The sequence below is a fragment of the Streptomyces sp. GL_141 genome, from assembly GCF_057834385.1.
Genome location: NZ_CM174402.1, coordinates 1,492,186 through 1,518,343, shown reverse-complemented (window position 1 = coordinate 1,518,343; position 26,158 = coordinate 1,492,186). Strand labels below are relative to the sequence as shown.

The window sequence follows — 26,158 nt, the reverse complement described above, 5'->3', positions numbered from 1 at the left end:
GCACCGATCGTCGGGCGGGGTGCTAGAAGAACAGCGGAGAGCGGCTGGACGCGTGGGGCCCCGGGGGCCTTCGTGGCCACGGGCCGTGCTGTCGAGCAGGGTTCGAATCCGTCCTGCCACGGTGAGAGCACCACGGACCCGCGGCACAGGTTGGAGTCCCACCGTGAGCACAGGAGTGAGCACAGGCCGGACCCCCGGCGAGAAACACCCGGGCACGGCGCGCGCCGGTCACGGTGGCGCGGTCAACGGCACTGGCGAGGGCGCTTGGTCGCCGACGAGTGAGGTCGCCGCGCTACTGGAGGAACTACGCCGCTACCTGGACCTGGCGCCCCAGCTCAGCCTGCCGCCGCGCGCGTTCACCTCGCCCGAGCTGTACGAGCTGGAACGCACCCGCGTCTTCGGGCGCTCCTGGGTGCTCATCTCCCACCGCGACGAACTCGCCGAGCCGAACAGCTACGTCTCGGTCGACATCGCCGGCGAGCAGGTGTTGGTCACCCGCGACGCGGACGGTGTGCTCCACGGCATGTCACCGATCTGCCGGCACCGGATGATGCCGCTCGTCGAACCCGGCGCCGCCGGCCGAGCCGACTCCTTCACCTGTCCGTACCACCTGTGGAGGTACGGAGTCGACGGCCGGCTCATCGGCGCGACCCACATGCGCAAGAACCCGGACTTCGACCCCGAGAACTGCCGGCTGCCCGCCTTCGCGGTGGAGGAGTGGCACGGCTTCGTGTACGTGAACCTCGACGCGGCCGCAGCGCCCCTGGCCCCCGAACTGAGGCGGATCTCGAATGACCTGACCAACTATCAATTCGACGGCATGGCGCAGCTCGGGTCCTGGAGCGAGGAATGGGCCTGCAACTGGAAGGTCGCCGTCGAGAACGCCCACGAGAACTATCACGTGATGGGCTTCCACCCGGAGACCCTCCAATCGTCGACGCCCGGCGGGTCCCCCACGGACGTACGGGTCGACTCTCCATGGGCGCTGCGCCTGCTCGTCCCGTTCACGGAGCCGCAGGAGACCTACGCCCTGCCGCTGACCGACGAGGAGAAGGCCCATCTGTACGGCATCTTCGTCTTCCCCGCGGCGAGCCTGGCCGCGGCCGGCGAGATGGTCATCTGGCTCAGCCTCATCCCGCAGACGATCGACCGGACGCTGGTCCGCGGCGGGATCCTCGTGCCGCGCGCGGCGCTGGAGGGCGCCGACCTCGACGAGATGCGCCGACAAGCCGAGTCGTACGCGGGCATGATCAACAGCGAGGACCGCAACGGACTGGAGGCCGTCCAGCGCGCGGTGGGGTCCCGCTTCGCCGCGCGCGGCCATCTCAGCCCCAAGGAACCGGGCGTCGTGGCCTTCTACCAGAACCTGGCCAGGGCCCTGCTGCGCGGCGACGGCGACTGGCCGGGAGGGCTGTGAGCACCCGGGCCGGGCCCATCCGCCCTCGCACGCCATGACGATCGCCACTTCGCTCATCCGCTACTCAAGGAAGAGGACATCACCGTGCCCAGTTGTCGGATCTGCGGCGGTCGGCTGCACGAGTTCATGGACTTCGGACAGCAACCGCTCTCCAGCGGGCTCCTCGAGCCCGAGTACCTCGGCGACGAGTTCTTCTTCCGGCTGGCCGTCGGCGTCTGCGGTGAGTGCTCCATGGTCCAGCTCACCGACGAAGTACCGCGCCATCTGATGTTCAACAGCCACTATCCGTACCTGTCGTCCGGATCCTCCGTCATGCGCGGGCACTTCGAGGCGACCGCGCAGCACTTCCTGGAGACCGAACTCACCGGAAAGGACGCCTTCCTGGTCGAGCTGGGCTGCAACGACGGCGTCATGCTCCGCGTCCTGGCCGAGGCCGGAGTCCGGCACCTGGGCGTCGAACCGTCGCAGAGCGTGGCCGACATCGCGCGGCGCCAGGGCATCCGGGTGTCCACCGAGTTCTTCCAGGAGTCGACGGCGGCCGACATCCGCAAGGCGGAGGGGCACGCGCAGGTCATCTTCGCGGCCAACACGATCTGCCACATCCCCTACCTGGACTCGATCTTCCGCGGAGTGGACGCGCTGCTCGCGCCGGACGGGGTGTTCGTCTTCGAGGACCCGTACCTCGCCGACATCGTCGACCTCGCCTCCTTCGACCAGATCTACGACGAGCACTACTACTTCTTCTCTGTCTCCTCCGTGAGCGCCATGGTCGAGCGGTTCGGCTTTGAACTGGTCGACGTGGAACGGCTCTCCGTGCACGGCGGCGAGGTCCGCTACACCATTGCCCGCGCGGGGCGGCGGACCCCCGCGCCCGCGGTCGCCGAGCTGCTGGAGGAGGAGCGGCAGCGCGGCCTGTCGGAGCTCAAGACCCTCCAGGGCTTCGTAGGCCGTGTGGAGCGGGCCCGGGACGATCTGGTCGCGCTGCTCCGCGGGCTGCGGGACGAGGGCCGTACGGTCGTCGGGTACGGGGCCACGGCCAAGAGCGCCACTGTCGCCAACTACTGCGGCATCGGGCCCGAACTCATCTCGTTCATCTCCGACACCACCCCGAACAAGCAGGGACGGCTGACGCCGGGCTCGCACATCCCGGTGCGGTCGCGGGCGGACTTCGAGAACCCGTACCCCGACTACGCCGTGCTGTTCGCCTGGAACCACGCCGAGGAGATCATCGCCAAGGAACAGCAGTTCCGCGCCTCGGGCGGCAAATGGATCCTCTACGTCCCGGACGTCCGTGTGGTCTGAGCGCCCGCGCTCCCGCTTCGATCACGCCAGCCGAGGAAGGGTGCCCGATGCGGGTCCTGTTCACCACACACACAGCGAAGTCCCATCTGTACGCGCAGGTCTCGCTGGCATGGGCACTGCGGGCCGCCGGCCACGAGGTCCATGTGGCCGGCCAGCCCGATCTCGCCGACGACATCACGGGCACCGGCCTGATCGCCGTATCGGCCGGTGCCGCGCTCGACCTGGCGGCACACATGGAGTCGTACGAACAGCACGACGGCTCAGGCGGGTCCGGTGGGACCGCGTCCGGAGAGCCTGCGGCACAGGACCCGGGAACCTGGGACGAGACCGGGGGCGCGGACGACTACCGTGCGATGGCCGAGCGGTTCGAGTACTGGACGGACATGACCGAGATCCGTCCCGAGAAGCTGTCGTACGAGTACATGCACGGGGTCTTCACCGCCGTGACCACCCAGGTCTTCCAGCAGTACTCCGCGCCGGCGATGGTCGACGACCTGGTGCGCCACGCCCGGTGGTGGCGGCCTGACCTGGTCGTCTGGGACCCGCTCACCTTCGCGGGCCCCATCGCCGCCCGGGCCAGCGGCGCGGCCCACGTCCGGCTGCTGTTCGGCCTGGACCTCATCGGCCGGATGCGCGAGTCCTACCTCGACGCGGTGCGCCGGCTGCCCCCGGGGCAGCGGGAGGACCCGATGGAGGAGTGGCTGGGCTGGACGATGCGACGGTACGGCGGGGAGTTCGGCGAGGACCTGGTCGTCGGGCAGCGCACCATCGATCCGCTGCCGCCCTCGTTGCGCTTCCTGGACGGGCCGGACCGCGTACCGATGCGGCTCGTGACCCACAACGGCAGCTCCGTCCTCCCGGACTGGCTGCGTGAGCCGCCGAAGCGCAGGCGGATCTGCCTGACACTCGGGGTCTCGCACCGTGAGCTGCTCGGCGCCGACCGGGTGCCGCTCGGGGAGGTGCTCGCGGCCGTGGCCGGAGCGGACGTCGAGGTGGTGGCCACCCTGAACAAGGCCCAGCTCGCGTCCGTCACCGAGGTGCCGGACAACGTCCGCGTCGTGGACTTCGTCCCACTGGAAGCCCTGCTCCCCAGCTGCTCCGCAGTGATCCACCACGGCGGTGCGGGCACGTTCAACACCGCGCTCAGCTGCGGGGTGCCGCAGCTGATCCTGCCCGACGGGGTGTGGGACACCGATCACAAGGCGCGCCTGCTGGAGGAGAGCGGAGCCGGGATCCGGGTCGCGGAACCGGAGCGGGCCGATGCCGCCATGCTGCGCGGCCTCCTCAGCCGGCTGCTGGAGGAACCCTCCTTCGCGCGTGCCGCCGCCCGGCTGCGCCAGGAGTCGAGGGACATGCCTGCGCCCAGCGCCGTCGTACCCGTCCTCGAACAGCTTGCCGAGGCGAACCGGCGCGGCGCCGGAGCGGAGCCCGTACGGCCCTGACGACCCGAACAGACCAAGTGACCGAGTGACGAGTGACCGAGTGGCCGCAACGAAAACGGGGAGTGGCAGTGAAGGATTTCTCGCGCCGTGGTTTCATCGCGGGCAGCGTCGTGGCGGGCGGTGCCGCCGTACTGACAGGGGCCGGTACGGGGGTCGCGGCGGCGGCGGACACCGGGGCCGGTGGCTGCTTTCCGCCGCCCCCGGCCAAGACCATAGGCCCGGGCGATCCTCGGTACGAGGAGCTGATCGCCAGGGGATACAACGGGCGCTTCTCCGCCCGGCCGGAGTCCGTACGCCTCGTCCACCGCGCCGACCAGGTGGTCGCCGCGGTGGACGACGCCCTGCGGACCGGCAGGCGGATCGTCGTCCGCAGCGGCGGACACTGCTTCGAGAACTTCGTCGACGACCCGGCCGTCCAGGTCGTCGTCGACGTCTCCGAGATGAAGTCCGTCTACTTCGACTCCAAGCACAACGCCTTCGCCATCGAGTCCGGCGCGACGCTCGGCGAGGTGTACCGCACCCTCTACCTGGGCTGGGGGGTGACGATACCGGCGGGTGCTTGCCCCTCGGTCGGCGCCGGCGGGCACATCGTGGGCGGCGGATACGGCGGGCTGTCGCGCCACCACGGCTTCGTCGCGGACCACCTCTACGGCGTCGAGGTGGCCGTCGCCGACCGCGGCGGCCGGGCCCGCCTGGTGCTGGCCACCCGTGACCCAGCCGACCCCCACCACGACCTCTGGTGGGCTCACACCGGCGGAGGAGGCGGGAACTTCGGCATCGTCACCCGCTATCTGATGCGCTCGCCCGGCGCGCGCCCGGGCGGCGATCCCACGACCCTGCTGCCCAAACCCCCGGCGACGATACGTTCCGTCACCATCGGCTGGTCGTGGGCGGACATGACCGAGTCCGCGTTCGTACGGATCCTCCGCAACCACGGCACCTGGCACGAGAAGGAGTCCGGCACCGGCTCCCGCTACGCACCGCTCAGCAGCTGGCTCATCCTCAACCACCAGGCGTCCGGACGCTTCACCCTCGTGGCCAACGTGGACGGCTCCTTGCCGCACGGCACGAAGCTGCTCGACGAGTACGTCAAGGCGATCACGGCGAACACCGGGGTGCGCCACGAGACCGAAGAGTCGACCGCGTTGTGGATGAAGTCCACGCTGACCGTCGACCCCTACGCCGGCGGCAGGTACCCGTTCAAGTCCAAGGCCGCGCTCCTGCGTAAGGCCTGGACGGAGGCGCAGGTCCGGACCCTCCACCGCTATCTGACCCAGGCCGATGGCGAGCACCAGGCATCGGCCGTGTACCTCTCCACCCTCGGTGGCAGGATCAATTCGGTGCCCGCGGCCGCGACGGCGATCCCGCACCGCGACTCCCTCTTCAGCGCTTCGTACGAGACCTCCTGGTGGCCCGGCGTTCCCGGCGACGCGCAACTGGCCTGGGTGCGCGGTCTGTACCGGGACGTGTACGCGGACACCGGCGGCGTCCCCGTACCCGACGCGGCCAACGGCGGCGCCTACATCAACTACCCGGACGCCGACCTCGCCGACCCTCAGTGGAACACCTCCGGGGTCCCCTGGCACACCTTCTACTACCGGGACAACTACCCCAGGCTCCAGCAGGTCAAGGCGCGGTGGGACCCGGGGAACGTGTTCCGCCACGCGATGTCCGTCCGGCCGCCGGGCCGCTGACGCGCCACCGGCGCCCGCGACCCACCGGCCGACCCCTCACACCAGGGACTCCAGGCGCCCGACGAGCGCGGCGGGAGACGGCATCGCCGCCGCCTCGTCGCGCACTTCGGCCGCGGCCGTCCGTAGCCCCTCGTCCTGCAGCAGGGCCTGGAACTCCGCCGCACCGATCGTCTCGGCCGATGCCCCGATGGCGATGCCCCGCTCGACGACCGCCCGCTCGTTGTCCTTCTGGTCCGGGCTGAGCGGCATCACGCACTGGGGCACGCCCGCGGCCATCGCGACCGCCGAGGTGCCCGACCCGCCGTGGTGGATCAGCCCGTGACAGGTTCTCAGCAGTGGCCCGAGGGACAGCCAGTCCACCGTCCTCACGTTGGGCGGCAGTTCACCCAGCAGCGCCGGATCGCCGCCGCCGAGCGTGACGACGAACTCCGCGTCGGTGTCCGCCGCCGCGGCGATGAGCGGCGCCAGCACGGCGAGGCCACCCCACAGACCGGCGATCGACCCGAGCGTGACGGCGATCCTCGGCCGCCTCGGCGCCTCCAGCAGCCAGCCGGGCAGCTCGCCGTTGCCGTTGAAGGGCACGTAGCGGACCGGTACGTCGTCGTCCGCGCGCACCCGTTCCGGAAGCAGCTTCAGCAGGCTCGGCGGCATGGAGTTGAGCCGGAGGCCGGGCGCCGGCGCCGGCGTGACGCCGTGCCGCAGATAGTCCTCCTTCATGTGATCGCGCATCAGACCGGCGATGCGGGGCGCGCTGTCGGCCGGCCCGGTGACCACGGACACGGCGGGCACGCCGATCGCTCGCGCCACCAGCGGGCCGGCGCCCTGGAGCGGTGAGTGGACGATCAGATCCGGGGACCAGCCACGGGCGACCTCCACCACCCGGTCGACGGTGACGCCCGAGACCCTGGCGAAGAGCGCGGCGACGAACTCGTCCCCGCCGTCGACGCTGAAGTCGATCTCCTCGGGCCGGAACACCGTCGCGTAGTCGAGCCCGGGGGTCACATCGACGACGTTGACGCCCGCGGCAGCCACCGCGCCGACGTCACCGCCCTGGGCATACAGCACATCGTGACCCGCTGCGGTCAGCGCGTGCGCCAGGGGCACGCAGGGGAAGATGTGCCCCAGCCCTGGGGAGTTGACGAACAGTACGCGCATGGGGACTCCTCGCCTCATGAGAGGGATGGGGTGGTGGTGTCACCTTCGACCGGTGTCCTTGAAGGCGCACGGAGCCTTGTTGAACGGACGTGCGGACCGGGCCTCGGTCCGCCGTCCGAGACCTTTCGAGCATCTTGCGACATACGGCTGCCAGGGTCGGTGCCCCCAGCGAGTCGAAGGGCTGTCCTGTCAGATGGAGATCATCGGAAACGGGTTCCTCGCACGGCATCTCGCACCGCTCTCGGCCGAGCACCCCGGAGTGACGGTGCTGGCCGCGGGCGTTCCCACGCACCCGCTGTCCGACGCGGAACACCAGCGTGAGACCAGGCTCGTCGGCGACACGATCCGGGGGTGCCTGCGGCGCGACCGGATGCTCGTGTTCTTCTCCACCGTCAGCATGTACGGCGGGCCCGGCGGCCGGGGCGACGAGGACGGCCCGCAGGTCGCCTCCACCCGCTACGGCCAGCACAAGCTGGACCTAGAGCAGGTGATCAAAGCCTCCGGGGTACGCCACCTCATCCTGCGGCTCGGCTATGTGCTGGGCCCGGACGAACCCGGCTTCCGCCTTCTCGCGGCGCTGATCACCCAGGTGCTGGACGGCCGGGTGCGCGTCCAGCGCGGGGCGCGCCGGGACATGATCCACGTGGCGGACTTCACCGCCGTCGTCGACGGCCTGCTCCGTACCGGGGTGTGCGACGAGACGGTGAACGTCGCCTCCGGAGACTGCGTGGAGGTGGCCACGGTCGTGCGGTACCTCGAACAGCGGCTCGGCGTCACGGCCCACTGGCAGGTCACCGACGACAGCATCGAACACTGCCCGTCGGTACGGAAACTGCGGCGGCTGGTGCCCGAGGTCGACCGGCTGGGATTCGGACCGGGCTATCACCGGTCCGCCATCGACCGATATCTGGCGGCGACGCATCCCGCGGACGTCATCCGGAAGGAAAGGACGGAAAGGTCATGACGGAGCACGCCACCGGCACGGCCGCGGCGAAGGCGGGGGACCTCACCGAGCCGCTCACACCCGAGGGCCACGCACTGCTGGAGATACTGAGCAGACATCTGCCGCGCTTGGCGGCCAGTGCGAGCGAGCACGACCGCGACGGCGCGTTCCCGCTGGACGCCGTCCACCGCATGGGCGCCGACGGCGTACTCGGCGCGACCGTGCCGCGTGAGTTCGGCGGACTGGGCGTGAGCAGCGTCCACGACGTGTGCCTCGCCGTGAAACGGATCGCCGAGGCCGACGCGTCCGTCGCGCTGTCGCTGCACATGCAGTTCAGCCGCGGGATCACCATGTCGTACGAGCGGGAGCACGGCAACGGCACCGGGCGCGCCCTGGCCGAGCGGCTGCTGCGGCTGATGGGCACGGACGGGGCGCTGATCAGCGGCGCCCTCAAGGACGCCGGCGTCACCACCGAGCTGGTGCCCGCGGCCGACGGCGGCTGGCGGCTGACCGGCCGGAAGATCCTGGTCAGCATGGCCCCGTTCGCCACGCACGTCGTCGTCGCGGCGCAGACCCGCCCCGCCTCCGGGCCCCCGCTGCTGGCTTCCGCCTTCCTCCCCGCCGACACCCCCGGCCTGAAGGCGCCGGACAACTGGAACGGCATGGGCATGCGGGCCTCCGCCAGCACCGAGGTCGTCTTCCAGGACTGTCCCGTTCCCGAGACCGACGTCTTCCTGCGCGGACCGGTCGGCGTCCGCAACGACGCCGCGATGGCGGGCCAGACCGTCAGCTCGATCGGACTGCTCGGGGTGTACGCGGGGATCGCGCAGGCGGCACGCGACTTCACCGTCGCGGACATCACCCGGCGCGGCGGACAGCCGGCGGCCGCGGTCCGCACCCTGGTGGCCGAGCTGGATGTGAAGCTGTACGCGCTCCGCACGGCACTCGCCGCGGCACTGACCAACGCCGACCACTACGCGCACCGGGCGACGGTCGACCCCCAGGAGCGCGGCCGGCTGATGATGGCCCCCTTCCAGTACGCGAAGCTCATCGTCAACCGCACCGCGTCGAGCATCGTCGAGGACTGCATGACCCTGGTGGGCGGGGCGTCGTTCACCACGAACCACCCCCTGTCCCGCCACTACCGCGACGTCCGCGCGGGCTGGTTCATGCAGCCCTTCACCTACGCCGATGCCGTCGACCACCTGAGCGCACGCGCGCTCGGCACCGACCTGGAAGGCAACGCGTCGTGAGCGGTGCGAACGGCGGAGCCGACGGCGGCGCCGGTGAGGACGAACGGCCCGTCGACACCTTGGTGCGGATGTCGAACCTGGTGACCCCCATGGCGCTGCGGGTCGCGGCCACCCTGCGGCTGGTCGACCACATGCGCGGGGGCGCCACGAGCCCCGAGGCCCTCGCCGAGGTCACCGGAGCGGACGCGGACGCGCTGTCGCGGCTGATGCGGCACCTGGCCGCCGCCGGGGTGCTGGAGGAGACCGGACCCGGCCGCTACGCGCCGACCCGCATCGGTGACCTGCTCGCCGACGACGATCCGTCACGGCAGCGTTCCTGGCTCGACCTGGACCTGGCCGTCGGGCGCGCGGACCTGACGTTCCTCGATCTGCGCGAGGCGGTCCGTACCGGGCGGCCGCAGTACGAGAACCAGTACGGCAAGCCGTTCTGGACGGACCTGTCCGAGCACGAAGAGCTCGGGGCGTCGTTCGACACCCTGATGACGACACGGGAGGACGCGGCGTTCGCCGTGCCCGTCGCCGCGTACGACTGGAGCCGGGCACGGCACGTGCTCGACGTCGGCGGCGCGCCCGGCGGCCTCCTCAGCGCGATCGTGCGGGCCGCGCCCAAGGCGCGCGGCACGCTGCTGGACCTGCCGGGAGCAGCCCGGAGGGCGCGCGAGCGCATTGCGGCGGCCGGACTGGACGGCCGCATCGACGTCGTCGTCGGCGACTTCTTCGACGAACTGCCGGTGTCCGCCGATGTCGTCGTCCTGTCGTTCGTCCTCCTCAACTGGTCGGACACGGACGCGCTGCGGATCCTGGGGCGCTGCCGTGACGCCCTGCGGCCGGGAGGCCGGATCGTTCTGCTCGAGAGGGCCGAGGCACCGTCCGGTGGGACGCGGACATCGGACCTGTACTTCAGCGTGCTCGACATGCGCATGCTGGTGTTCCTCGGCGGCCGGGTCCGCACCGACCGCGAATGGGCCGATCTGGCCGACGCCGCCGGTCTCGACATCGTCTCCAGGACCGGGCCCCTGGTGTCGCCCAGCGTGCCGCTGGACTCCTGTCTCTGGGAGCTCGCCGTGCGCTGAGCCCGCCCGTCTCCCACAACCGTCGAGCCACGGGACCAGGGTTCCCGGGGCTCCCCGAGCCGAGAGGAATGCCGAAGTGGCACAACGTATCGTCACGTCGAGGGAAGCGGAGCTGTGGAGCGAGGACTTCGGCGATCCCGCCGACCCCGCCCTGCTGCTGGTCGCCGGCGGGAACCTGACCGCGATGAGCTGGCCCGCCGAGTTCGTCGAACGGCTGGTCGCCGGCGGGCTGCACGTGATCCGCTACGACCACTGGGGGGTGGGCCGCTCCTCGGTCTGGGACCCGGCAGAGCGTCCGTACGGCTATCTCCGGCTGGCCGCCGACGCCGTCGCGGTGCTCGACGGCTGGGACGTCGAACGGGCCCACTTCGTCGGCATGTCGATGGGCACGGTCCTGTGCCAGCTGGTCGCGCTCGACCACCCGCAGCGGATGCTGAGCATGTCGATGATGCTCGGCGGAGCACTCGACGTGGACTTCCCCGGCAGCATCCGCCGCGCCCTCGCAGGGGAGCCGTCCGCCGACGGCCTCCCGCTGCCGCAGGAACGATTCCTGAAGGCGCTCGCCGTCATGAACGAGGACGTGGACGGCCTGGAGGCGGAACTGGAGCGGCGGGTGCGCCGGTGGAAGCTGTTCTCCGGGGACGAGGTCGCCTTCGACGAGGCCGACTTCCGGCGGTGGGAACGGCAGGCCATCGACCACGCGGGCTCCCTCACCGAGCCGCACGTGCACTACGCGGTGCAGCCGCCGCCGCGCGAGCGCGCCCCCGAGCTGGGAGACGTCCGTGTCCCCACCCGGGTGATCCAGGCGATGCGGGACCCGATCGCCCCGCCGCCGCACGGACGCCACCTCGCCGATCTGATCCCGGGCGCGGATCTGGTGGAGATCGAGGGCATGGGACACGCGCTGCCGAGCTCGGTGCACCGGCCGCTCGCCGAAGCCGTGCTCCAGCACGTGCACGGGCGCCGGTGACCGGCGCGAGCCCCGGCCCGATGTGCCGCGTCAGTCGGCCAGATCGAACCGGGGCTCGTCGGTCCGGGTGCGCTTGATCTCGTAGAAGCCCGGAACAGCGGCCACCAGCAGAAGACCGTCCCACAGTTGCCCGGCCGTCTCCCCGGTGGGTGCGGGGGAGACGACGGGCCCGAAGAAGCCGACCCGTTCGCCACCGGGCCGGCCGACCGACACCACCGGGGTGCCGATGTCGCCGCCGGCCAGGGCGACGGCCTGCGCGTGCGAGGAGCGGATGGCCTCGTCGTACGCGGTGGACTCGGCGACCTCCGCGATCTCCTCCGGCAGCCCGGCATCCGCGAGGGCCGCCGTCAGGTTCCCCCAGTCGCCCTGGAGGTGGAAGCGGTTGCCCATGGCCGTGAACAGGTCACCGAGCGCCTGCTGACCGAACCGCTCCTCCACCGCGGCACACACGCGCACCGGCGCCCACATGTAGTCCTCCCACTCGCCCTCGGGGTTGTCGTCCCGGTGCTCGTTGAGCACCGACAGACTCATCACCCGCCAGTGGACGGTCACCGGCCGCACCTTGGTGACCTCCACCATCCACCGCGAGGTGATCCACGTGTACGGGCAGACGGGGTCGAACCAGAAGTCGACGGTCCGCTGTTCGGTCATCTGATCGGCTCCTCATACGGTCTCGCTCTAGCGGCGCCAGCCGTCCGGCTCGGGCCACGGCTCGCCGAGCTGGCGGTACGTGCTCTGGTACTCCGGCCAGTCCCGATGGTCCCTGATCTTGCCGTCGACGATGCGCAGCAAGTGGATCTGCTCCCCGGAGAAGCGGCGCCCGGTCGGCGCGAAGCCCACCATCGGACCGACCTGCCGGCCGTAGAGGACCAGGTACGCACGCACCCAGTCGCCCCGCTCCTCGATCTTGACCTCCTCCAGGTGTGCGTCTTCGGAGAAGGTCATCCGCACCCAGGCTACCGCCATCGCGAACGCCTGGGGGCCCTCACCGATCCCGTGCTCGATCGTGGCCGGATTCAGATACTCCGGGTGGATGAACTCGTGGACGTCGTCTGTCCTGCCCGTGTTGTACGCCTTGATCATCCGCCGCACGGCTTCGAGGTTCTGACTCACGGTGTGCCTCCGGCTCTCGGTGTGCTCGTTGCCGACGAGCATCCCAACACCACGATCGGCAGCGGATCGACGATCGCTCGACCCCCTGCTCCAGGGCCGCTCGATCCCCCGCCGGGCCGTGAACGGCGCGGGGTTCAGAGGCTGTTGAGCGCGCTGCGAGAGCCGACGCCCACGTTGGACGACGCCACATCGTCAGAGCCCGACGGCGGACCTGAAAAGAGGCGTGAGATGCAGCCGAACGACCTTGATCCCACTGGAAGCGGGGTGGTCGCCTTCATCAACAGATTTACTGTGCGCGCGTCGCCGGAGGAGTTCGAGAAGGCCTTCGCCGAGGCGGGACGGCACCTGGCCGACCGGGACGGGTTCCTGCGGTACACCCTGCACCAGCACGCCGAGGACCCGACCCGCTGGGTCAACATCGCTCATTGGCGCGACGCGCACGCCTTCCGCGCGGCGGTGGGCGCCGCGTCCTTCCCGCAGCACGTCGCGCGGTTGCGGGAAATGAGCACCAGTGAGCCCGGCCTGTACGTTCCGCGGCAGTACGTGTCGGCGGAGCGGGCAGCGACGGAGGCCCGCTGATGGCCATGCCCGCGGGCCGCCGAGTCGTCATCACAGGCATCGGTGTCGTCGCTCCCAACGCCGTGGGGCGCAAGCCCTTCTGGGACGCCCTGACCGCCGGGCGCACGGCCACCAGGAGAATCAGCTTCTTCGACCCCAGCCCGTACCGCTCGCAGATCGCTGCCGAGGTCGACTTCGACCCGCTGGGCGAGGGGTTGACTCCGCAGCAGATCCGGCGGATGGACCGCGCCGCGCAGTTCGCCGTGGTCAGCGCCCGGGAGAGCGTCGCCGACAGCGGGCTGGACCTCGCGGAACTGGACCCCGCTCGGACCGGCGTCGCCGTCGGCAGCGCCGTGGGCTGCACCATGAGCCTCGAGGACGAGTACTCCGTCGTCAGCGACGGCGGTCAGCACTGGCACGTGGACGGCTCCTATGCCGGGCGGCACCTCTTCGACTACTTCGTTCCGAGCTCGATCGCCGCTGAGGTCGCCCGCGACGTCGGTGCCGAGGGCCCCGTGTCGCTGATCTCGACCGGCTGCACCTCCGGACTGGACTCGGTCGGACACGCGGTGGAGCTGATACGGGACGGCTCGGTGGACGTGATGGTGGCCGGCGCCACCGACGCCCCGATCTCGCCGATCACCGTGGCCTGCTTCGACGCGATCAAGGCGACCACGCCGCGCAACGACGACCCCGGTCACGCGTCGCGGCCCTTCGACCGCACCAGGAACGGGTTCGTCCTCGGCGAGGGCGCGGCGGTCCTCGTCCTCGAGGAGCTCGAGAAGGCCCGCCGCCGCGGTGCGCACGTGTACGCGGAGATCAGCGGGTTCGCCTCCCGCTCCAACGCCTTCCACATGACCGGACTGCGCCCGGACGGCCGGGAGATGGCCGAGGCCATCCGCGTGGCGATGCGGCGGGCCGCGGTCTCGCCGCACGACATCGACTACGTCAACGCACACGGCTCGGGCACCCTCCAGAACGACCGGCACGAGACGGCGGCCTTCAAGAGTGCTCTGGGCGAGCACGCCTACCGGGTGCCCGTCAGCGGCATCAAATCGATGATCGGGCACTCCCTGGGCGCGATCGGCTCGCTGGAGATCGCGGCCTGCGCGCTCACCATCGAGCACGACACCATCGCGCCCACCGCCAATCTGCACGAGCCCGACCCCGAGTGCGACCTGGACTACGTGCCGTTGACGGCGCGTGAGCAGCGCGTGGACACCGTGCTCACCGTGGGCAGCGGGTTCGGGGGCTTCCAGAGCGCGATGGTGCTGCGGAGCCCGGAGAGGGCGGCGTCATGACACCCACCGCTGTGATCACGGGCATGGGCGTGATCGCGCCGACCGGCCTGGGCATCTCCTCCCACTGGAGCAGCACCCTGGCCGGGCGGGCCGCGATCGGCCCGATCACTCGCTTCGACCCGGAGCGCTACCCCAGCCGGCTGGCCGGTGAGATCGCGGACTTCGATCCGCAGGAACACGGCATCGCGAACCGGCTGCTCCCACAGACCGACCACATGACCCGGCTGGCGCTGGTGGCCGCCGAATGGGCGATCAAGGACGCCGGGGTGGAGCCCGGCGCACTGCCGGAGTACGGCATCGGCGTCGTCACCGCCAGCTCGGCCGGCGGATTCGCCTTCGGCCACCGGGAACTGCACAACCTCTGGAGCAAAGGCCCGGAGCACGTCAGCGCCTACCAGTCGTTCGCCTGGTTCTACGCGGTCAACACCGGGCAGATCTCCATCCGGCACGGACTGCGCGGACCGGGCGGCGTGGTCGTCACCGAGCAGGCCGGCGGGCTGGACGCACTGGACAAGGCCCGGCGACAGCTGCGCGACGGCGTCCAGATGGTGATCGCGGGCGGCGTTGACGGCTCACCGTCGCCCTGGGGCTGGGTCGCGCAGCTGGCGAGTGGCCGGATCAGCACCGTGAACGACCCGGGGCGGGCGTACCTGCCCTTCGACGTGGACGCCTCCGGCTACGTACCGGGTGAGGGCGGTGCGCTGTTCGTCCTCGAGTCTCCGGAGTCGGCACGCGCCCGGGGCGTACGGTCCTGGTACGCGGAGATCGCCGGACAGGCGTCCACGTTCGACCCGGCGCCCGGGACGGGCCGGCCCTCCAACCTGCGGCGCGCCGCCGAACTCGCCCTCGACGAGGCCGGACTGGAACCCGGCGACATCGACGTGGTGTTCGCCGACGCCGCGGGCACCCCTGAACTCGACCGCGCCGAAGCGGAGGCCATCCGCGAGGTCTTCGGCCCGCACGGCGTACCGGTGACGGCGCCCAAGACGATGACCGGACGGCTCGGCGCCGGCGGCGCGGCACTGGACCTGGCGACGGCCGTGCTGTCCATCCGTGACGGGGTGATCCCGCCGACGGCGAACGTACGGCAGCCGGTGACCGAGTACGGGATCGACCTCGTCCGGGTCCCCCGCACCGTACCGGTGTCCGCCGCGCTCGTGCTGGCCAGGGGCCACGGAGGCTTCAACGCGGCCGCGGTCGTGACCCGACAACGATGAGGAGAGACATGTCCACTCCAGACGACCGCCACGCGGTGGTCACCGGTGCCACCAGCGGCATCGGGCTCGCCGTCACGACGATGCTGTGCCAACTCGGGCAGCGCGTGTTCATCTGCGCCCGTGACCCCGAGAACGTAGAACTCACCGTCGAGCGGCTGCGCGACAAGGGGTACGACGTCTCGGGCCAGGCGTGCGACGTCCGCTCCACCGAACAGGTCGGCGCCTTCGTCCGGGCCGCCGTCGACCGGTACGGCCCGGTGGACGTGCTGGTGAACAACGCCGGCCGCAGCGGGGGAGGTCCGACCGCGCAGATCACCGACGAGCTGTGGCTCGACGTCATCGACACCAACCTCAACAGCGTTCTCAGGATGACCCGTGAGGCGCTCACCACGGGCGGCATGCTCGACCGGAGCACGGGCCGGGTCATCAACATCGCGTCGACCGGCGGCAAGCAGGGCGTGGTGTTGGGTGCCCCGTACTCGGCGTCGAAGCACGGCGTCGTCGGATTCACCAAGGCGCTGGGCCTGGAGCTGGCGAAGACCGGCATCACCGTGAACGCGGTCTGCCCGGGCTACGTGGAGACGCCGATGGCGCAGCGGGTGCGGCAGGGGTACGCCGCGGCCTGGGACATCACGGAAGAGGACGTGCTGGAACGGTTCGAGGCGAAGATCCCGCTCGGCAGGTACACCACCCCGGAGGAGGTCGCCGGGCTCGTCGGCTACCTCATCACCGACCAGGCCGCCCCGGTCACGGCGCAGGCGATCAACGTCTGCGGCGGACTGGGCAACTACTGACGGCCCGTCCGAGGACCAGGAGACCCGCACCATGACGAACAACCACCGAGCCGAGCACAGCATCATCGTGGAGGCACCCGCGCGCACCGTCTTCGGCCTGATCGCGGACGTCGACGCGTGGCCGCGGGTCTTTCCCCCGACCGTGCACGTGGACGTCCTCGAGCGGACCGCCGGCGAGGAGCGCATCCGGATCTGGGCGACCGCCAACGACTCCGTCAAGACGTGGACCTCGCGCCGCGTCCTCGACTCCGGGGGGCTGCGCGTGAGCTTCCGCCAGGAGGTGTCCCAGCCGCCGGTCGCCGCCATGGGCGGCGAATGGATCGTCGAGCCGCTGTCGGATTCCCGGACCCTGGTCCGCCTGACCCACGAGTTCCGGGCCGTTGACGACGACCCGGAGGGCGTGGAGTGGATCACCCGGGCCATCGACCGCAACAGCGACGCGGAACTGGGCGCGCTCCGGCGGGCCGCGGAACAGGTCCCCGGGGCCGGTGCCGGCGATCTGTCGTTGCGGTTCGACGACGTGGTGGAGGTGGCCGGCGACCCTGCCGAGGTCTACGACTTCCTCTACGACGCGCGGCAGTGGGAGGAGCGGCTGCCACACGTCAAGCGGGTCGAGCTGGAAGAGAGCACCCCGAATCTGCAGCTGCTGGAGATGGACACGCTCACCCCGAACGGCGCCGTCCACACGACGAAGTCGGTACGGGTCTGCTTCCCCGCCGACACCATCGTCTACAAGCAGCTGAAGACACCCGCGCTGATGACCGTCCACAACGGCCGCTGGCGGATCGAGAAGAGTCCGTCCGGGTGCACCGTCACCTCGACGCACACCGTCGTGCTCAACCCCGACGCGGTCGTCCCGGTCCTCGGCGAGGGCGCCACGGTCGAGGACGCGCGCTCCTTCGTCCGCGACGCGCTCGGCCGCAACAGCACGGCGACGATGCTGCTCGCCAAGGAGTACGCCGAGCGAGCGGTACGTGAGCGCTGATGCGGGTCCTGTTCACCACCTTCGGCGCCCGTAACCACGTCCACGCCCAGGTGGCGCTGGCCTGGGCGCTACGGGCCGCCGGGCACGAGGTCTGCGTGGCCAGCCATCCCGACCTCGGGGACGTGATCGCCCGCACCGGCCTGACCGCGGTCCCGGTCGGCCGGGAACTCAATGAGGACCAGGTGATGGAGGAGTTGCGGGAACGCGAGGACGCCTCCCGCGACACGTACGACGAGGATGCACCGGACGCCCAGCTGCTGCTGGCCATGGACGAACTGCGCCCGGAGAAGTTGAGCTACGACCACATGCACGGCGTGTTCACCGCGATGACTTCGGCGGTGTTCCAGAACTACTCGTCGACCGAGATGATCGACGACCTGGTGGACTTCGCCCGCGGCTGGCGGCCCGACCTGGTGATCTGGGACCCGCTGACCTTCGCCGGAGCCGTCGCCGCCCGGGTCACCGGCGCGGCGCACGCCCGGCTGATGTTCGGCCTGGACCTGGTCGGCCGTATGCGCGAGAGCTATCTGGCGGAGGTGGGCGGGCGGCCCGCCGCGCTGCGCGAGGACCCCATGCGGGAGTGGCTGGGCTGGGTGATGGAGCGATACGGCGGCGCGTTCTCCGAGGACCTGGTGACCGGCCAGTGGACCGTCGACCCGGTGCCGACCTCCCTGCGGCTCCCGGTGGATCTGCCGTACGTCCCCGTCCGCTGCGTCGCCTACAACGGCAGGGGAGGCATCCCGCCCTGGCTGCACGAGGCGCCCCGGCGCCCCCGGGTGTGCCTGACGCTCGGGGTGTCGCACCGTGAGGTGATGGGCGGCGACCAGGCGTCCATCGGCGAGCTGATCGAGGCGGTCGCCGGACTGGACGTCGAAGTGGTCGCCACCCTGAACGCCCGCCAGCTGCGGGAGGTCACCAGCCTTCCCGCCAATGTCCGCACCGTCGACTTCGTCCCGATGGACGCGCTGCTGCCGAGCTGCTCGGCCATCATCAGTCACGGCGGGTCCGGCACGGTCCACACGGCGTTCCTGTACGGCGTCCCGCAGATCCTGGTGCCCGGCACCATGTGGGACAACGGAATCCGCGCGGACCTCGTGGAACGGTCGGGCGCCGGTCTGCGCCTGGACGCGCAGACCCTGACCGCCGACGCCCTGCGCGACGCGCTCACCCGCGTACTGACGGAGCCGTCGTTCGCGGCAGCGGCCGGCCGGCTGCGCCGGGAGACGCTGGCAACTCCCTCTCCCCGGGACATCGTCCCGGTACTGGAGTCGCTCACCGCCGAACACCGGCGCCACGGAGCCACGCGACACGACGACCCTGCGAGGAACGATGTCTGACACAGCCCCCCTGCCCCCCGCCCCGCGGTCGGTCGTGGTGACCGGAGGCGGCTCCGGCATAGGCAGGGCCACCGCGCACGCCTTCGCCGACGAGGGCGTGGCCGTACTCGTCGTCGGCCGCACGGCCGCCGACCTCGCCGACACCGCGAAGGGGTACGACACGATCAGGACGCTCGCCGTCGACCTCACCGAGGCCGACGCGCCCCAGAAGGTCGTGGACACCGCGGTGCGCGAACTGGGTGGCATCGACATCCTGGTGAACAACGCGGCGGCCCTGGGCCACCGCGCCCTCGCCGACGTCGACCCGCAGCAGGTGACCAGCCAGCTCGCCACGAACCTCGCGGTGCCCGTGCTCCTCACCCGGTGCGCGCTCGACGCCCTCGCCGCCGACGGCGGCGGCACCGTGCTGAACATCAGCTCGTCCGGTGCGCGCGGGTCCCGGGCCTGGCCGGGCAACAGCGTGTACGGCGCCGCCAAGGCCGCGCTCGACTTCCTCACCCGGAGCTGGGCGGTCGAACTCGCACCGCGCGGCATCCGGGTCGTCGGCGTCGCCCCCGGGCTGGTCGACTCCGGGTTCGCGCAACGGGCGGGCATGTCGCCGGAGCAGTACGACGGCATGCTCCACCACGTCGGCGCCCTGACACCCCAGGGCCGCGTCGGCACCCCCGAGGAGATCGCCTGGTGGGTCACGCACCTCACCCGGCCGGAAGCGCGCTACCTGACCGGCGCCGTACTGCCGGTCGACGGCGGGCTCTCCCTGACATGACCCGACATCGGGTCCGACCACAGCAGGCCCCCGGAGAAGCGGAGTTGCGCACATGGTGAGCATGACCGAGAGCGAACTGGGCCGTGTGCTGCTCACGCACCGCGGCGTCCAGTGGATCATCGGCACGAAGGACGACCCGTACGCCCTGCTGGTGCGGGCGGCCGACGACGATCCGCACCGGCTCGGCGAACTGATCCGGGAACGGGGTCCGCTGTACTGGAGCAGCGCCGAGGCGTGGGTGACGGCCCGTCACGAAGTCGCCGCGGCCGCGCTCGGTGACCGGCGGCTGAGCGTCCGGCACCCCGACGCGGACGCACCCGCCGCGGACGACGAGGGCGAGCAGCGTGAGCCCATGCCGTGGGAAGTGCCCGCGCTGCGTGAGATCCTCCCCTTCGGCGAGGTCTTCCTGACGGCCGGCCGGGCCGACTGTGAGCGCGTGCGCGAGCTGCTGGAGCCGCTGCTCGGCGCGAAGGCCCTGGAGCGGTGGCGGCCCGCGGCGGAGCGGGCGCTGCGCCGTGCCCTCGCGGCCGCGGGCACCGGGTTCGATCTCCGGGCGGACATCGCGGACCCGTTCGCCGCCGACGTCGTGCGCGAGATCCTCGGCGTACCGGAGGAGGACCGCGACCGTTTCGCCGCGTTGTGCCGGGGTGCGGCGGGCGCCTTGGACGCCACGGTGTGCTCGCCGCACCTGCGCACGGCACACGAGCTGATCGCCTCCGTCGAGGGCATGCGGTCCCTGCTCAACGACCTGATCGCGCGGCGGCGCGAGAAGCCCGGGGACGATCTCGTCACCGCCTTGCTTTCGGTGACGCACGAGGAGGAAGTGCGGTCGGTGTGCATGCTGCTGGCCCTCGTCGGGTCCGAGCTGTCCGCGACCTTGCTCTGCGACGCGGTGGCGGCCCTGCTCGACCACCCCGCACTGTGGCGGTCGTTGTGCGAGGACCTGGATCTCGCACCGGCGGTGGTCGAGGAGACGCTGCGGTACGCCCCGCCCGTCCGGCTCGTGCCCCTGTACGCGCACGAGGACCTCGAACTTGCCGGGACGGCCGTCGCGGCCGGCAGCCAGGTCGTGGTGGCGGTCGAGGCGGCCAACCGGGACTCCGCGGTCCATGCGGATCCGTCCGCCTTCGACCCGGCCAGGGAGCGGAGCGGCGAGCAGCTGGCGCTCCCCGAGGGCCTGCCCACGTCGCTGCTCGCCCCGCTGGTGCGGTTCCAGGCCGAGGCCGGGCTCCGCGTCCTGGCGGCGGACGTGCCGGCAGTGCGGCGCGACGGACCCGTGCTGCGGCGCTTGCGGTCCGGGGTCACCGGAGCCGTCCTCGAGCTGCCCCTCACCCTCTGAGCCGACTTCCTTGCGGTGCCAGGTGTCCCTCAAGCCATGCGGCTCTCAAGCCGTGCGACTTGTACAGGTCATAGTAGAGATACTATCTTTGATCTAAGAGGTCTGATCGAAAGGTAGGGGCCTATGGCAGGGTTAAGCGATCTGCGCGAGTCGAGTCAGGCAGAGGGACCGTCGGACGGCTCGGCAGGTGAACGGGTGATCGACATCCGCGGACTGCGCATGCGGTACGGGTCCAAGGACGTGCTGAACGGAGTTGACTTCAGCGTCCGCCGGGGTGAGGTCCTCGCTCTGCTGGGGCCGAACGGCGCCGGAAAGACCACGACCATCGAGATCATGGAGGGGTTCCGCACCCGTTCGGCGGGTGAGGTCAGTGTGCTCGGAGTCGATCCGGCCAAGGGCGACGAGCAGTGGCGCGCCAGGCTGGGCATCGTGCTCCAGTCATGGCGCGACCACGGGAAGTGGAAGGTCCGGGAGCTGCTGGCCCAGCTGGGCGACTTCTACCGGCCCTACTCCACGGCCGAGCGGATCCGTCCGCGGAACGTGGACGAGCTGATCTCCATGGTCAGCCTGGAGGAGCAGGCGGACCAGAAGATCGGGTCCCTGTCCGGCGGGCAGCGCCGTCGCCTCGACGTCGCGATCGGCATCGTGGGACGGCCGGAGGTGCTGTTCCTGGACGAGCCCACGGTCGGGTTCGACCCCAAGGCGCGCCGGGACTTCCACGACGTGGTGCACCGGCTCTCCGACCTGGAGGACACCACGATCCTGCTCACCACGCACGACTTGGACGAGGCCGAGAAACTGTCCGACCGCATTCTGATTCTGGCCGGGGGCCAAATCGTCGCGGACGGCAGCGCCGACCAACTCGCCAGGCAGACCTCGGGCAAGGCCGAGGTCCGCTGGAGCCTGAACGGCGAGCAGTTCGTCCACGCCACCCCCGACGCCAGCATGTTCGTCCACGAGCTGTTCAAGCAGCACGGGGACCGGGTCCGTGACCTCGAAGTGCGCCGGGCCAGCCTGGAGGACACCTATATGGCCATGGTCCGGCAGTACGAGGCCGGCCGGTCCGAAGAGGCGATCGCCGCGTTCCGGGAGGCAGGCCGGTGAATCCCACCCTGTACGCCGTACGGCTCGGTCTGCGCCGCGGCTGGACCGAGTTCAGGCAGAGCCTGACCACGCCCGGCGACATCATCTACTACCTCTTCCTCGGGGGCGTCTTCCTCGGGGTGCTGTTCTTCATGCGGAACTCGACCGTGGAGGGCACCGAGCTCTCGCTGGCGACGCTGTCCATGCCGAGCATGATCGGCGGACTGCTGGCCTTCCAGGCCCTGGGCGGTGCGGCGTTCGCGCTGGCGGCCGAGCGGGAGGACGGCACGCTGCTGCGGGCCAGGACCGTACCGCAGGGCCTCGTCGGCTACATCGCCGGCCGGGTGCTGGGAATCGCGCTGAGCACCCTGCTCACGCTGGTCATCATCCTGGTGCCCAGCGTGTTCCTCTTCGACGACCTGATGACCGGGGACCTCGCCAAGTGGCTGAACCTGCTGTGGGTGCTGGCCCTCGGACTGCTCGCCACGCTGCCGATCGGCCTGATCATCGGCGCGATGGTGAAGAACCCGCGTGGCGCGAACACGTGGGGCATCTTCCCGACGATGGGTCTGATGGCGATCTCGGGTATTTTCTACCCGATCACCTCGCTGGCGGGATGGCTCCAGGGCATCGCGCAGGTCTTCCCCGTGTACTGGGTCGGGCTGGGCACCCGCGCCGCGCTGCTGCCCGACGCGGCGGTCGCGGTCGAGCTCGGCGACTCCTGGCGCAGGCCCATGACCGCGGTCGTGCTGCTCGCCTGGGCCGTCTTCGCTCTGGTGATCGCGCCGAAGGTCCTGAGCCGTACGGTGCGAGGCGAGACGGGATCGAAGGTCGAGGCACGGCAGCAGGAGGCATTGAAGCGAGTTGGGTGACAAGGAATCCGGCAGTAAGCGTGGAATGACGCGCCGGGGCACGTCGGAGCCGGAGACCGGGACGGCGGCCCCCCGGCCCGCCGCCGGCACCGACGCGTCCGCGGCGGGCTGGCGGGCAACCGGTGAGCAAGGGCGTTCCCGGGGTGGTGCCGGGACCGAGACGGTCCACAACCGCATCGCCGTGCTCCGGGTCGAGCGCGCCATCACCCGCAGGCAGCTCGCCGATGCCCTCGGAGTGCACTACCAGACGGTGGGCTATCTGGAGCGCGGCGAGTACAGCCCCAGCCTGCACCTGGCCCTGCGGATCGCGGAGTACTTCGAGGTCCCGGTCGAGGTGATCTTCTCGACCACCCCGTTCCCCCGGATCGGGAGCAGTCCGCCCGCATCCGCATGAAGACGCCGCGGCCGTGGGGACGTCGTTTCCCCCACGGCCGCGGCGTACCGACACACCGGGCTCTCTATCGCGCCCGGTGTTCGGCTGTGAGCTTCTCCAGCAACGGGACGATGTCGGCGGGCGCCGGAGTGCCGACGATCTCCCGGCGAAGCCGGTCCGCGCTCGTGCGGAACGACGGCTCCTCCAGTACCCGGACCAGCGCGGCACGCAGTCCGTCCGGCGTCAATTCCCGCGGATCGATGCACAGCCCGGCGCCCGCGTCGCGTACCCGCTGCGCCTTGGGGACGTTGCACCACATCTTGGCCGGCACCATCACCTGGGGGACGCCGTGCGCCAGCGCGGTCTGGAGCGTCCCCGAACCGCCGTGGTGGACGATCGCCGCACAGGTGGGCAGCAGCGCGTCCAGCGGGGCGAAGTCGACGACCCGCACATTGTCCGGTACGGCCTGGCCCGGATCGAGCTGGTCCGTGGTGAAGGTGGCGACGACGTCCACGTCCAGCTCCGCCACCGCGGCCAGCAGATCGCCGACGGACGTCCGGTCGGCGCCGACCACCTCGCGGAACGACCTGCCGAGGGTCAGACACACGCGGGGCCGCAGAGGAGGCTCTCGCAGCCATCCGGGGACCTTCGCCTCGCCGTTGTACGGCACGTAACGCACCGGCACGGACGGCAGGTCGACGGGCAGCCGCAGCGACGGCGGAACGGGATCGATGGTCCACTGACCCACGGCCAGGTCCTCGGTGAACGTCCGGCCGTGCCGCCGCAGGATCCGGCTCATCCACTCCTCCAGCGGATCCTCCCGCAGCGCGGGTGGCAGTTCGGCCATCCCGCGCAGGTAGTGCCGGCGCATCAGCCCGACCAGGTCCAGCCCGAACATCAGCCGGGCGTGCGCCGCGCCGCTGATCCGCGCCGCGAGCGCGCCGGGGTAGTACATGGTGTCCCAGACGACCAGGTCGGGCCGCCAGGAGCGGGCGAAGTCGATCAGCTCCTCGGTCGTATCGTCCGGCAGGGTGTTCTGGTAGACGAACGACGTCCACGCGGTGAGCACCCCGTGCACATAGGGATAGGTCAGCTTCTCCGGCCGGGTCTCGGTGATGTCGAGGACGTCCAGCCAGGCTTCGTCACGGATCTCGTCGGGCTCGTCTGTGTACTCCGGGTTCATCGTGGCCGGAACGTCGAGGATCCCGCCGACCGCGACCGCGGTCAGGCCGGCGTTGTTGATGTCCTCGAGCACGTCCGGCCGGGTGGCGACACGGACCTCGTGTCCCGCGGCCCGCATCGCCCACGCCAGAGGTACCTGGGTGTGGACGTGGGTGCTCGCCGGGAACGGCGTGAACAGCACTCGCATGGACCTCACCCTGCCGGTGCGCCTTCGCACGGCGCTCGAGGAATCCCGCAGCGCCGCACGAGGCTCCGTCGTCGGGCCTCCAGCGAACTTCGAAGCCCACGGGCGAGTCTCGGCCTCGGTCAACGGATGTCCGACCGGGCGCCGCACGAATCGGGGAGATGACAATGGCCACAGCTGACACGGAAGTCGACGTCCTGGTCGTGGGCGCGGGCCTGGGCGGGCTCGCCACGACGATGTTCCTCGCCCGGCTCGGTGTACGGGTGCTCATGGCCGAGAAGCATCCGACGACATCGATCCACCCCAGGGCGATCGGCCAGAACCCGCGCACCATGGAACTGCTGCGGATCGGTGGGATCGCCGAGCAGGTGCAGCAGGCCACCGACCACCGCGGCGCCAAGGGCCATTTCACGACCCGGGTCGCCGAGACCGTGCGGGGCGAGGTGCTCGGTACCTTTGAGGAGGACTTCGACCACTTGGTCGCCACCACCGCGTCCTGTTCCCCGATGCCGTGGGCGCTGGCCTGGCAGGACCAGCTGGAGCCCCTGATGCTGGCCCGGGCGCTCGAGGACGGAGCGCTGATTCGGTTCGGCACCGAGCTGGTCTCCTACGCACAGGACGCCGACGGGGTCACCGCGCTGCTCCGCGACCGCGAGAGCGACGTGGAGACCACCGTACGGGCGCGCTACCTCGTAGCCGCCGACGGCGACCGCAGCCCCATCAGGGAAGGGCTCGGCATCGCCCGCCACGGCCACGGCTCGCTGTCCCACGTGGTCGGCATGATCTTCGAAGCCGATCTGTCCGGGGTGCTCACGTCGGACGCGTCCGGGCTGTACTACCTGCGCAACCCTCAGTTCAGCGGCATCTTCATCGGCAGCGACCGGCCCGAGCGGCACACCTTCCTGGTCGAGTACCACCCCGAACGCGGCGAATCCGCCGACGACTTCACCCCCGCCCGTTGCGTCGAGCTGATCCGCATCGGCCTGGACGCACCCGACCTGGACCCCGAGGTGCTGGACATCCAGCGCTGGGAGATGGCGGCCCGCATCGCCGAACGATGGCGCGCCGACCGGGTGTTCCTGGTCGGCGACTCGGCCAAGGTCGTACCGCCCACCGGCGGCCTCGGCGGCAACACGGCCATCGGCGACGGATACGACCTGGCCTGGAAGCTGTTCTCGGTACTGACCGGCCAGGCCGGTCCGCGGCTGCTGGACAGCTACGAACCCGAGCGCAGGCTCGTGGCCCAGCTCGTCATGGACGAGTCCATGCACCTCTACGCCTCCCGGCTCGCCCCGCACCTCCAGGACCGGACGGCGGAGCCCGTCGGCTACGCCGAGGTGATCCTCGGGTTCCGGTACCGCTCCGACGCCGTCGTCATCGACGACGACACCTCCCGGTTCGAGTCCCCGTCCCGGCCCACCGGCCGGCCCGGATTCCGGATGCCGCACGTGTGGGTGCGGCGGGCGGGTGAGCGGATCTCCACCGTGGACCTCTTCGGCTCCGGCTGGCTACTGATGACCGGTACGGACGGCGCCGGCTGGACCGAGTGGGCCCTCGCCGCGAGCAAGGAACTCGGCGTGCCCATCGCGGTCCACGGCCTGGCCACCGATCTGAGCGACCCCGACGGCGAACTGGCCTGCCGCTTCGGCATCGGTACGGGCGGCGCCAGCCTGATCCGGCCCGACGGCATCGTCGCCTGGCGCACCGCCACCCGGCCGGACGACCCCGCCGCGACCCTGCGCGCGGTTCTGGCCCAGGTGCTGTCCCGCTGAACGCGGCCCTGGCCGGGGCCCACCCGGCTCCGG

24 protein-coding genes are annotated in these 26,158 nt (G+C 71.0%); 20 read left to right on the top strand and 4 right to left on the bottom strand.

All coding sequences use genetic code 11. From position 1 onward, the window contains the following. Positions 1–163 precede the first annotated feature (163 nt). The 4 genes from AC3IX6_RS06635 (at position 164) to AC3IX6_RS06620 (ending at position 5,855) form a co-directional block, all read left to right on the top strand. The gene (locus AC3IX6_RS06635; RefSeq protein WP_489369297.1) at positions 164–1,417 is read left to right on the top strand and encodes an aromatic ring-hydroxylating oxygenase subunit alpha; all 1,254 of its coding nucleotides are present in this window, start codon (positions 164–166) and stop codon (positions 1,415–1,417) included. 84 nt (positions 1,418–1,501) lie between these two features. Then, a complete protein-coding gene (locus AC3IX6_RS06630) occupies positions 1,502–2,719 on the top strand; it encodes a methyltransferase domain-containing protein (RefSeq protein ID WP_489369296.1) in 1,218 nt (405 codons plus the stop codon). A gap of 47 nt (positions 2,720–2,766) precedes the next feature. Continuing rightward, a complete protein-coding gene (locus AC3IX6_RS06625) occupies positions 2,767–4,161 on the top strand; it encodes an activator-dependent family glycosyltransferase (RefSeq protein WP_489369295.1) in 1,395 nt (464 codons plus the stop codon). Positions 4,162–4,229: 68 nt separating this feature from the next. Next, positions 4,230–5,855 carry an FAD-binding oxidoreductase gene (locus AC3IX6_RS06620; RefSeq protein WP_489369294.1) on the top strand — a complete coding sequence of 542 codons (1,626 nt, stop codon included), beginning with the start codon at positions 4,230–4,232 and terminating at the stop codon, positions 5,853–5,855. Positions 5,856–5,891: 36 nt separating this feature from the next. Here the strand turns inward: AC3IX6_RS06620 and AC3IX6_RS06615 are convergent, their stop codons facing one another. Further along, on the bottom strand, positions 5,892–7,010 hold the full coding sequence (locus AC3IX6_RS06615; RefSeq protein ID WP_489369293.1) for a nucleotide disphospho-sugar-binding domain-containing protein: 1,119 nt from the start codon (positions 7,008–7,010) through the stop codon (positions 5,892–5,894). Between the two features lie 193 nt (positions 7,011–7,203). Between AC3IX6_RS06615 and AC3IX6_RS06610 the strand changes: the two genes are divergently transcribed. The 4 genes from AC3IX6_RS06610 (at position 7,204) to AC3IX6_RS06595 (ending at position 11,249) form a co-directional block, all read left to right on the top strand. Beyond that, positions 7,204–7,974, top strand: coding sequence for an NAD-dependent epimerase/dehydratase family protein (locus AC3IX6_RS06610; RefSeq protein ID WP_489369292.1), 771 nt, complete (start codon positions 7,204–7,206; stop codon positions 7,972–7,974). Next, on the top strand, positions 7,971–9,206 hold the full coding sequence (locus AC3IX6_RS06605) for an acyl-CoA dehydrogenase family protein (protein WP_489369291.1): 1,236 nt from the start codon (positions 7,971–7,973) through the stop codon (positions 9,204–9,206). Before AC3IX6_RS06610 ends, AC3IX6_RS06605 begins: the two co-directional genes overlap by 4 nt. Next, entirely contained in the window at positions 9,203–10,279 is a 1,077-nt protein-coding gene (locus AC3IX6_RS06600; protein ID WP_489369290.1) for a methyltransferase, read from the top strand. Before AC3IX6_RS06605 ends, AC3IX6_RS06600 begins: the two co-directional genes overlap by 4 nt. A 76-nt stretch (positions 10,280–10,355) precedes the next feature. Beyond that, positions 10,356–11,249, top strand: coding sequence for an alpha/beta fold hydrolase (locus AC3IX6_RS06595; RefSeq protein ID WP_489369289.1), 894 nt, complete (start codon positions 10,356–10,358; stop codon positions 11,247–11,249). A 30-nt stretch (positions 11,250–11,279) separates the two neighbouring features. Here AC3IX6_RS06595 and AC3IX6_RS06590 read toward each other — a convergent pair whose 3' ends face one another. Beyond that, complete coding sequence (locus tag AC3IX6_RS06590; RefSeq protein WP_489369288.1) at positions 11,280–11,900, bottom strand: mycothiol-dependent nitroreductase Rv2466c family protein; 621 nt, start codon at positions 11,898–11,900, stop codon at positions 11,280–11,282. A gap of 27 nt (positions 11,901–11,927) precedes the next feature. After that, on the bottom strand, positions 11,928–12,362 hold the full coding sequence (locus AC3IX6_RS06585) for a SnoaL/DnrD family polyketide biosynthesis methyl ester cyclase (RefSeq protein WP_489369287.1): 435 nt from the start codon (positions 12,360–12,362) through the stop codon (positions 11,928–11,930). A gap of 228 nt (positions 12,363–12,590) precedes the next feature. On the opposite strand from AC3IX6_RS06585, the gene AC3IX6_RS06580 reads away from it, so the two are divergent. The 11 genes from AC3IX6_RS06580 to AC3IX6_RS06530 all read left to right on the top strand — a co-directional run bounded on the left by AC3IX6_RS06580 (position 12,591) and on the right by AC3IX6_RS06530 (position 23,008). Then, entirely contained in the window at positions 12,591–12,941 is a 351-nt protein-coding gene (locus AC3IX6_RS06580; protein ID WP_489369286.1) for an antibiotic biosynthesis monooxygenase family protein, read from the top strand. After that, positions 12,941–14,221: a beta-ketoacyl-[acyl-carrier-protein] synthase family protein gene (locus tag AC3IX6_RS06575; RefSeq protein ID WP_489369285.1), complete on the top strand. Its 1,281-nt coding sequence runs from the start codon at positions 12,941–12,943 to the stop codon at positions 14,219–14,221. The genes AC3IX6_RS06580 and AC3IX6_RS06575 overlap by 1 nt, the downstream gene beginning before the upstream one ends. After that, complete coding sequence (locus AC3IX6_RS06570; protein ID WP_489369284.1) at positions 14,218–15,438, top strand: ketosynthase chain-length factor; 1,221 nt, start codon at positions 14,218–14,220, stop codon at positions 15,436–15,438. Before AC3IX6_RS06575 ends, AC3IX6_RS06570 begins: the two co-directional genes overlap by 4 nt. An 8-nt stretch (positions 15,439–15,446) precedes the next feature. Beyond that, positions 15,447–16,232, top strand: a complete 786-nt coding sequence (locus AC3IX6_RS06565) for an SDR family NAD(P)-dependent oxidoreductase (protein ID WP_489369283.1) — start codon at positions 15,447–15,449, stop codon at positions 16,230–16,232. A gap of 31 nt (positions 16,233–16,263) precedes the next feature. After that, positions 16,264–17,217 (top strand): aromatase/cyclase, encoded by a 954-nt coding sequence (locus AC3IX6_RS06560; protein WP_489369282.1) that lies wholly within the window; start codon positions 16,264–16,266, stop codon positions 17,215–17,217. Continuing rightward, positions 17,217–18,554, top strand: a complete 1,338-nt coding sequence (locus AC3IX6_RS06555) for an activator-dependent family glycosyltransferase (protein WP_489369281.1) — start codon at positions 17,217–17,219, stop codon at positions 18,552–18,554. The genes AC3IX6_RS06560 and AC3IX6_RS06555 overlap by 1 nt, the downstream gene beginning before the upstream one ends. Next, positions 18,547–19,320 carry an SDR family NAD(P)-dependent oxidoreductase gene (locus AC3IX6_RS06550; protein WP_489369280.1) on the top strand — a complete coding sequence of 258 codons (774 nt, stop codon included), beginning with the start codon at positions 18,547–18,549 and terminating at the stop codon, positions 19,318–19,320. Before AC3IX6_RS06555 ends, AC3IX6_RS06550 begins: the two co-directional genes overlap by 8 nt. 52 nt (positions 19,321–19,372) lie before the next feature. Beyond that, positions 19,373–20,659, top strand: a complete 1,287-nt coding sequence (locus tag AC3IX6_RS06545) for a cytochrome P450 family protein (RefSeq protein ID WP_489369279.1) — start codon at positions 19,373–19,375, stop codon at positions 20,657–20,659. A 219-nt stretch (positions 20,660–20,878) separates the two neighbouring features. Next, a complete protein-coding gene (locus AC3IX6_RS06540) occupies positions 20,879–21,763 on the top strand; it encodes an ABC transporter ATP-binding protein (RefSeq protein WP_489371357.1) in 885 nt (294 codons plus the stop codon). Next, entirely contained in the window at positions 21,760–22,614 is an 855-nt protein-coding gene (locus AC3IX6_RS06535; RefSeq protein WP_489369278.1) for an ABC transporter permease, read from the top strand. Before AC3IX6_RS06540 ends, AC3IX6_RS06535 begins: the two co-directional genes overlap by 4 nt. Positions 22,615–22,639: 25 nt before the next feature. Beyond that, the gene (locus tag AC3IX6_RS06530) at positions 22,640–23,008 is read left to right on the top strand and encodes a helix-turn-helix transcriptional regulator (RefSeq protein ID WP_489369277.1); all 369 of its coding nucleotides are present in this window, start codon (positions 22,640–22,642) and stop codon (positions 23,006–23,008) included. 64 nt (positions 23,009–23,072) lie between these two features. On the opposite strand, the gene AC3IX6_RS06525 is transcribed toward AC3IX6_RS06530, so the two are convergent. Continuing rightward, positions 23,073–24,356, bottom strand: coding sequence for an activator-dependent family glycosyltransferase (locus tag AC3IX6_RS06525; RefSeq protein ID WP_489369276.1), 1,284 nt, complete (start codon positions 24,354–24,356; stop codon positions 23,073–23,075). A 164-nt stretch (positions 24,357–24,520) separates the two neighbouring features. Between AC3IX6_RS06525 and rdmE the strand changes: the two genes are divergently transcribed. Beyond that, positions 24,521–26,125, top strand: coding sequence for an aklavinone 12-hydroxylase RdmE (rdmE, locus tag AC3IX6_RS06520; RefSeq protein WP_489369275.1), 1,605 nt, complete (start codon positions 24,521–24,523; stop codon positions 26,123–26,125). Positions 26,126–26,158 lie beyond the last annotated feature (33 nt).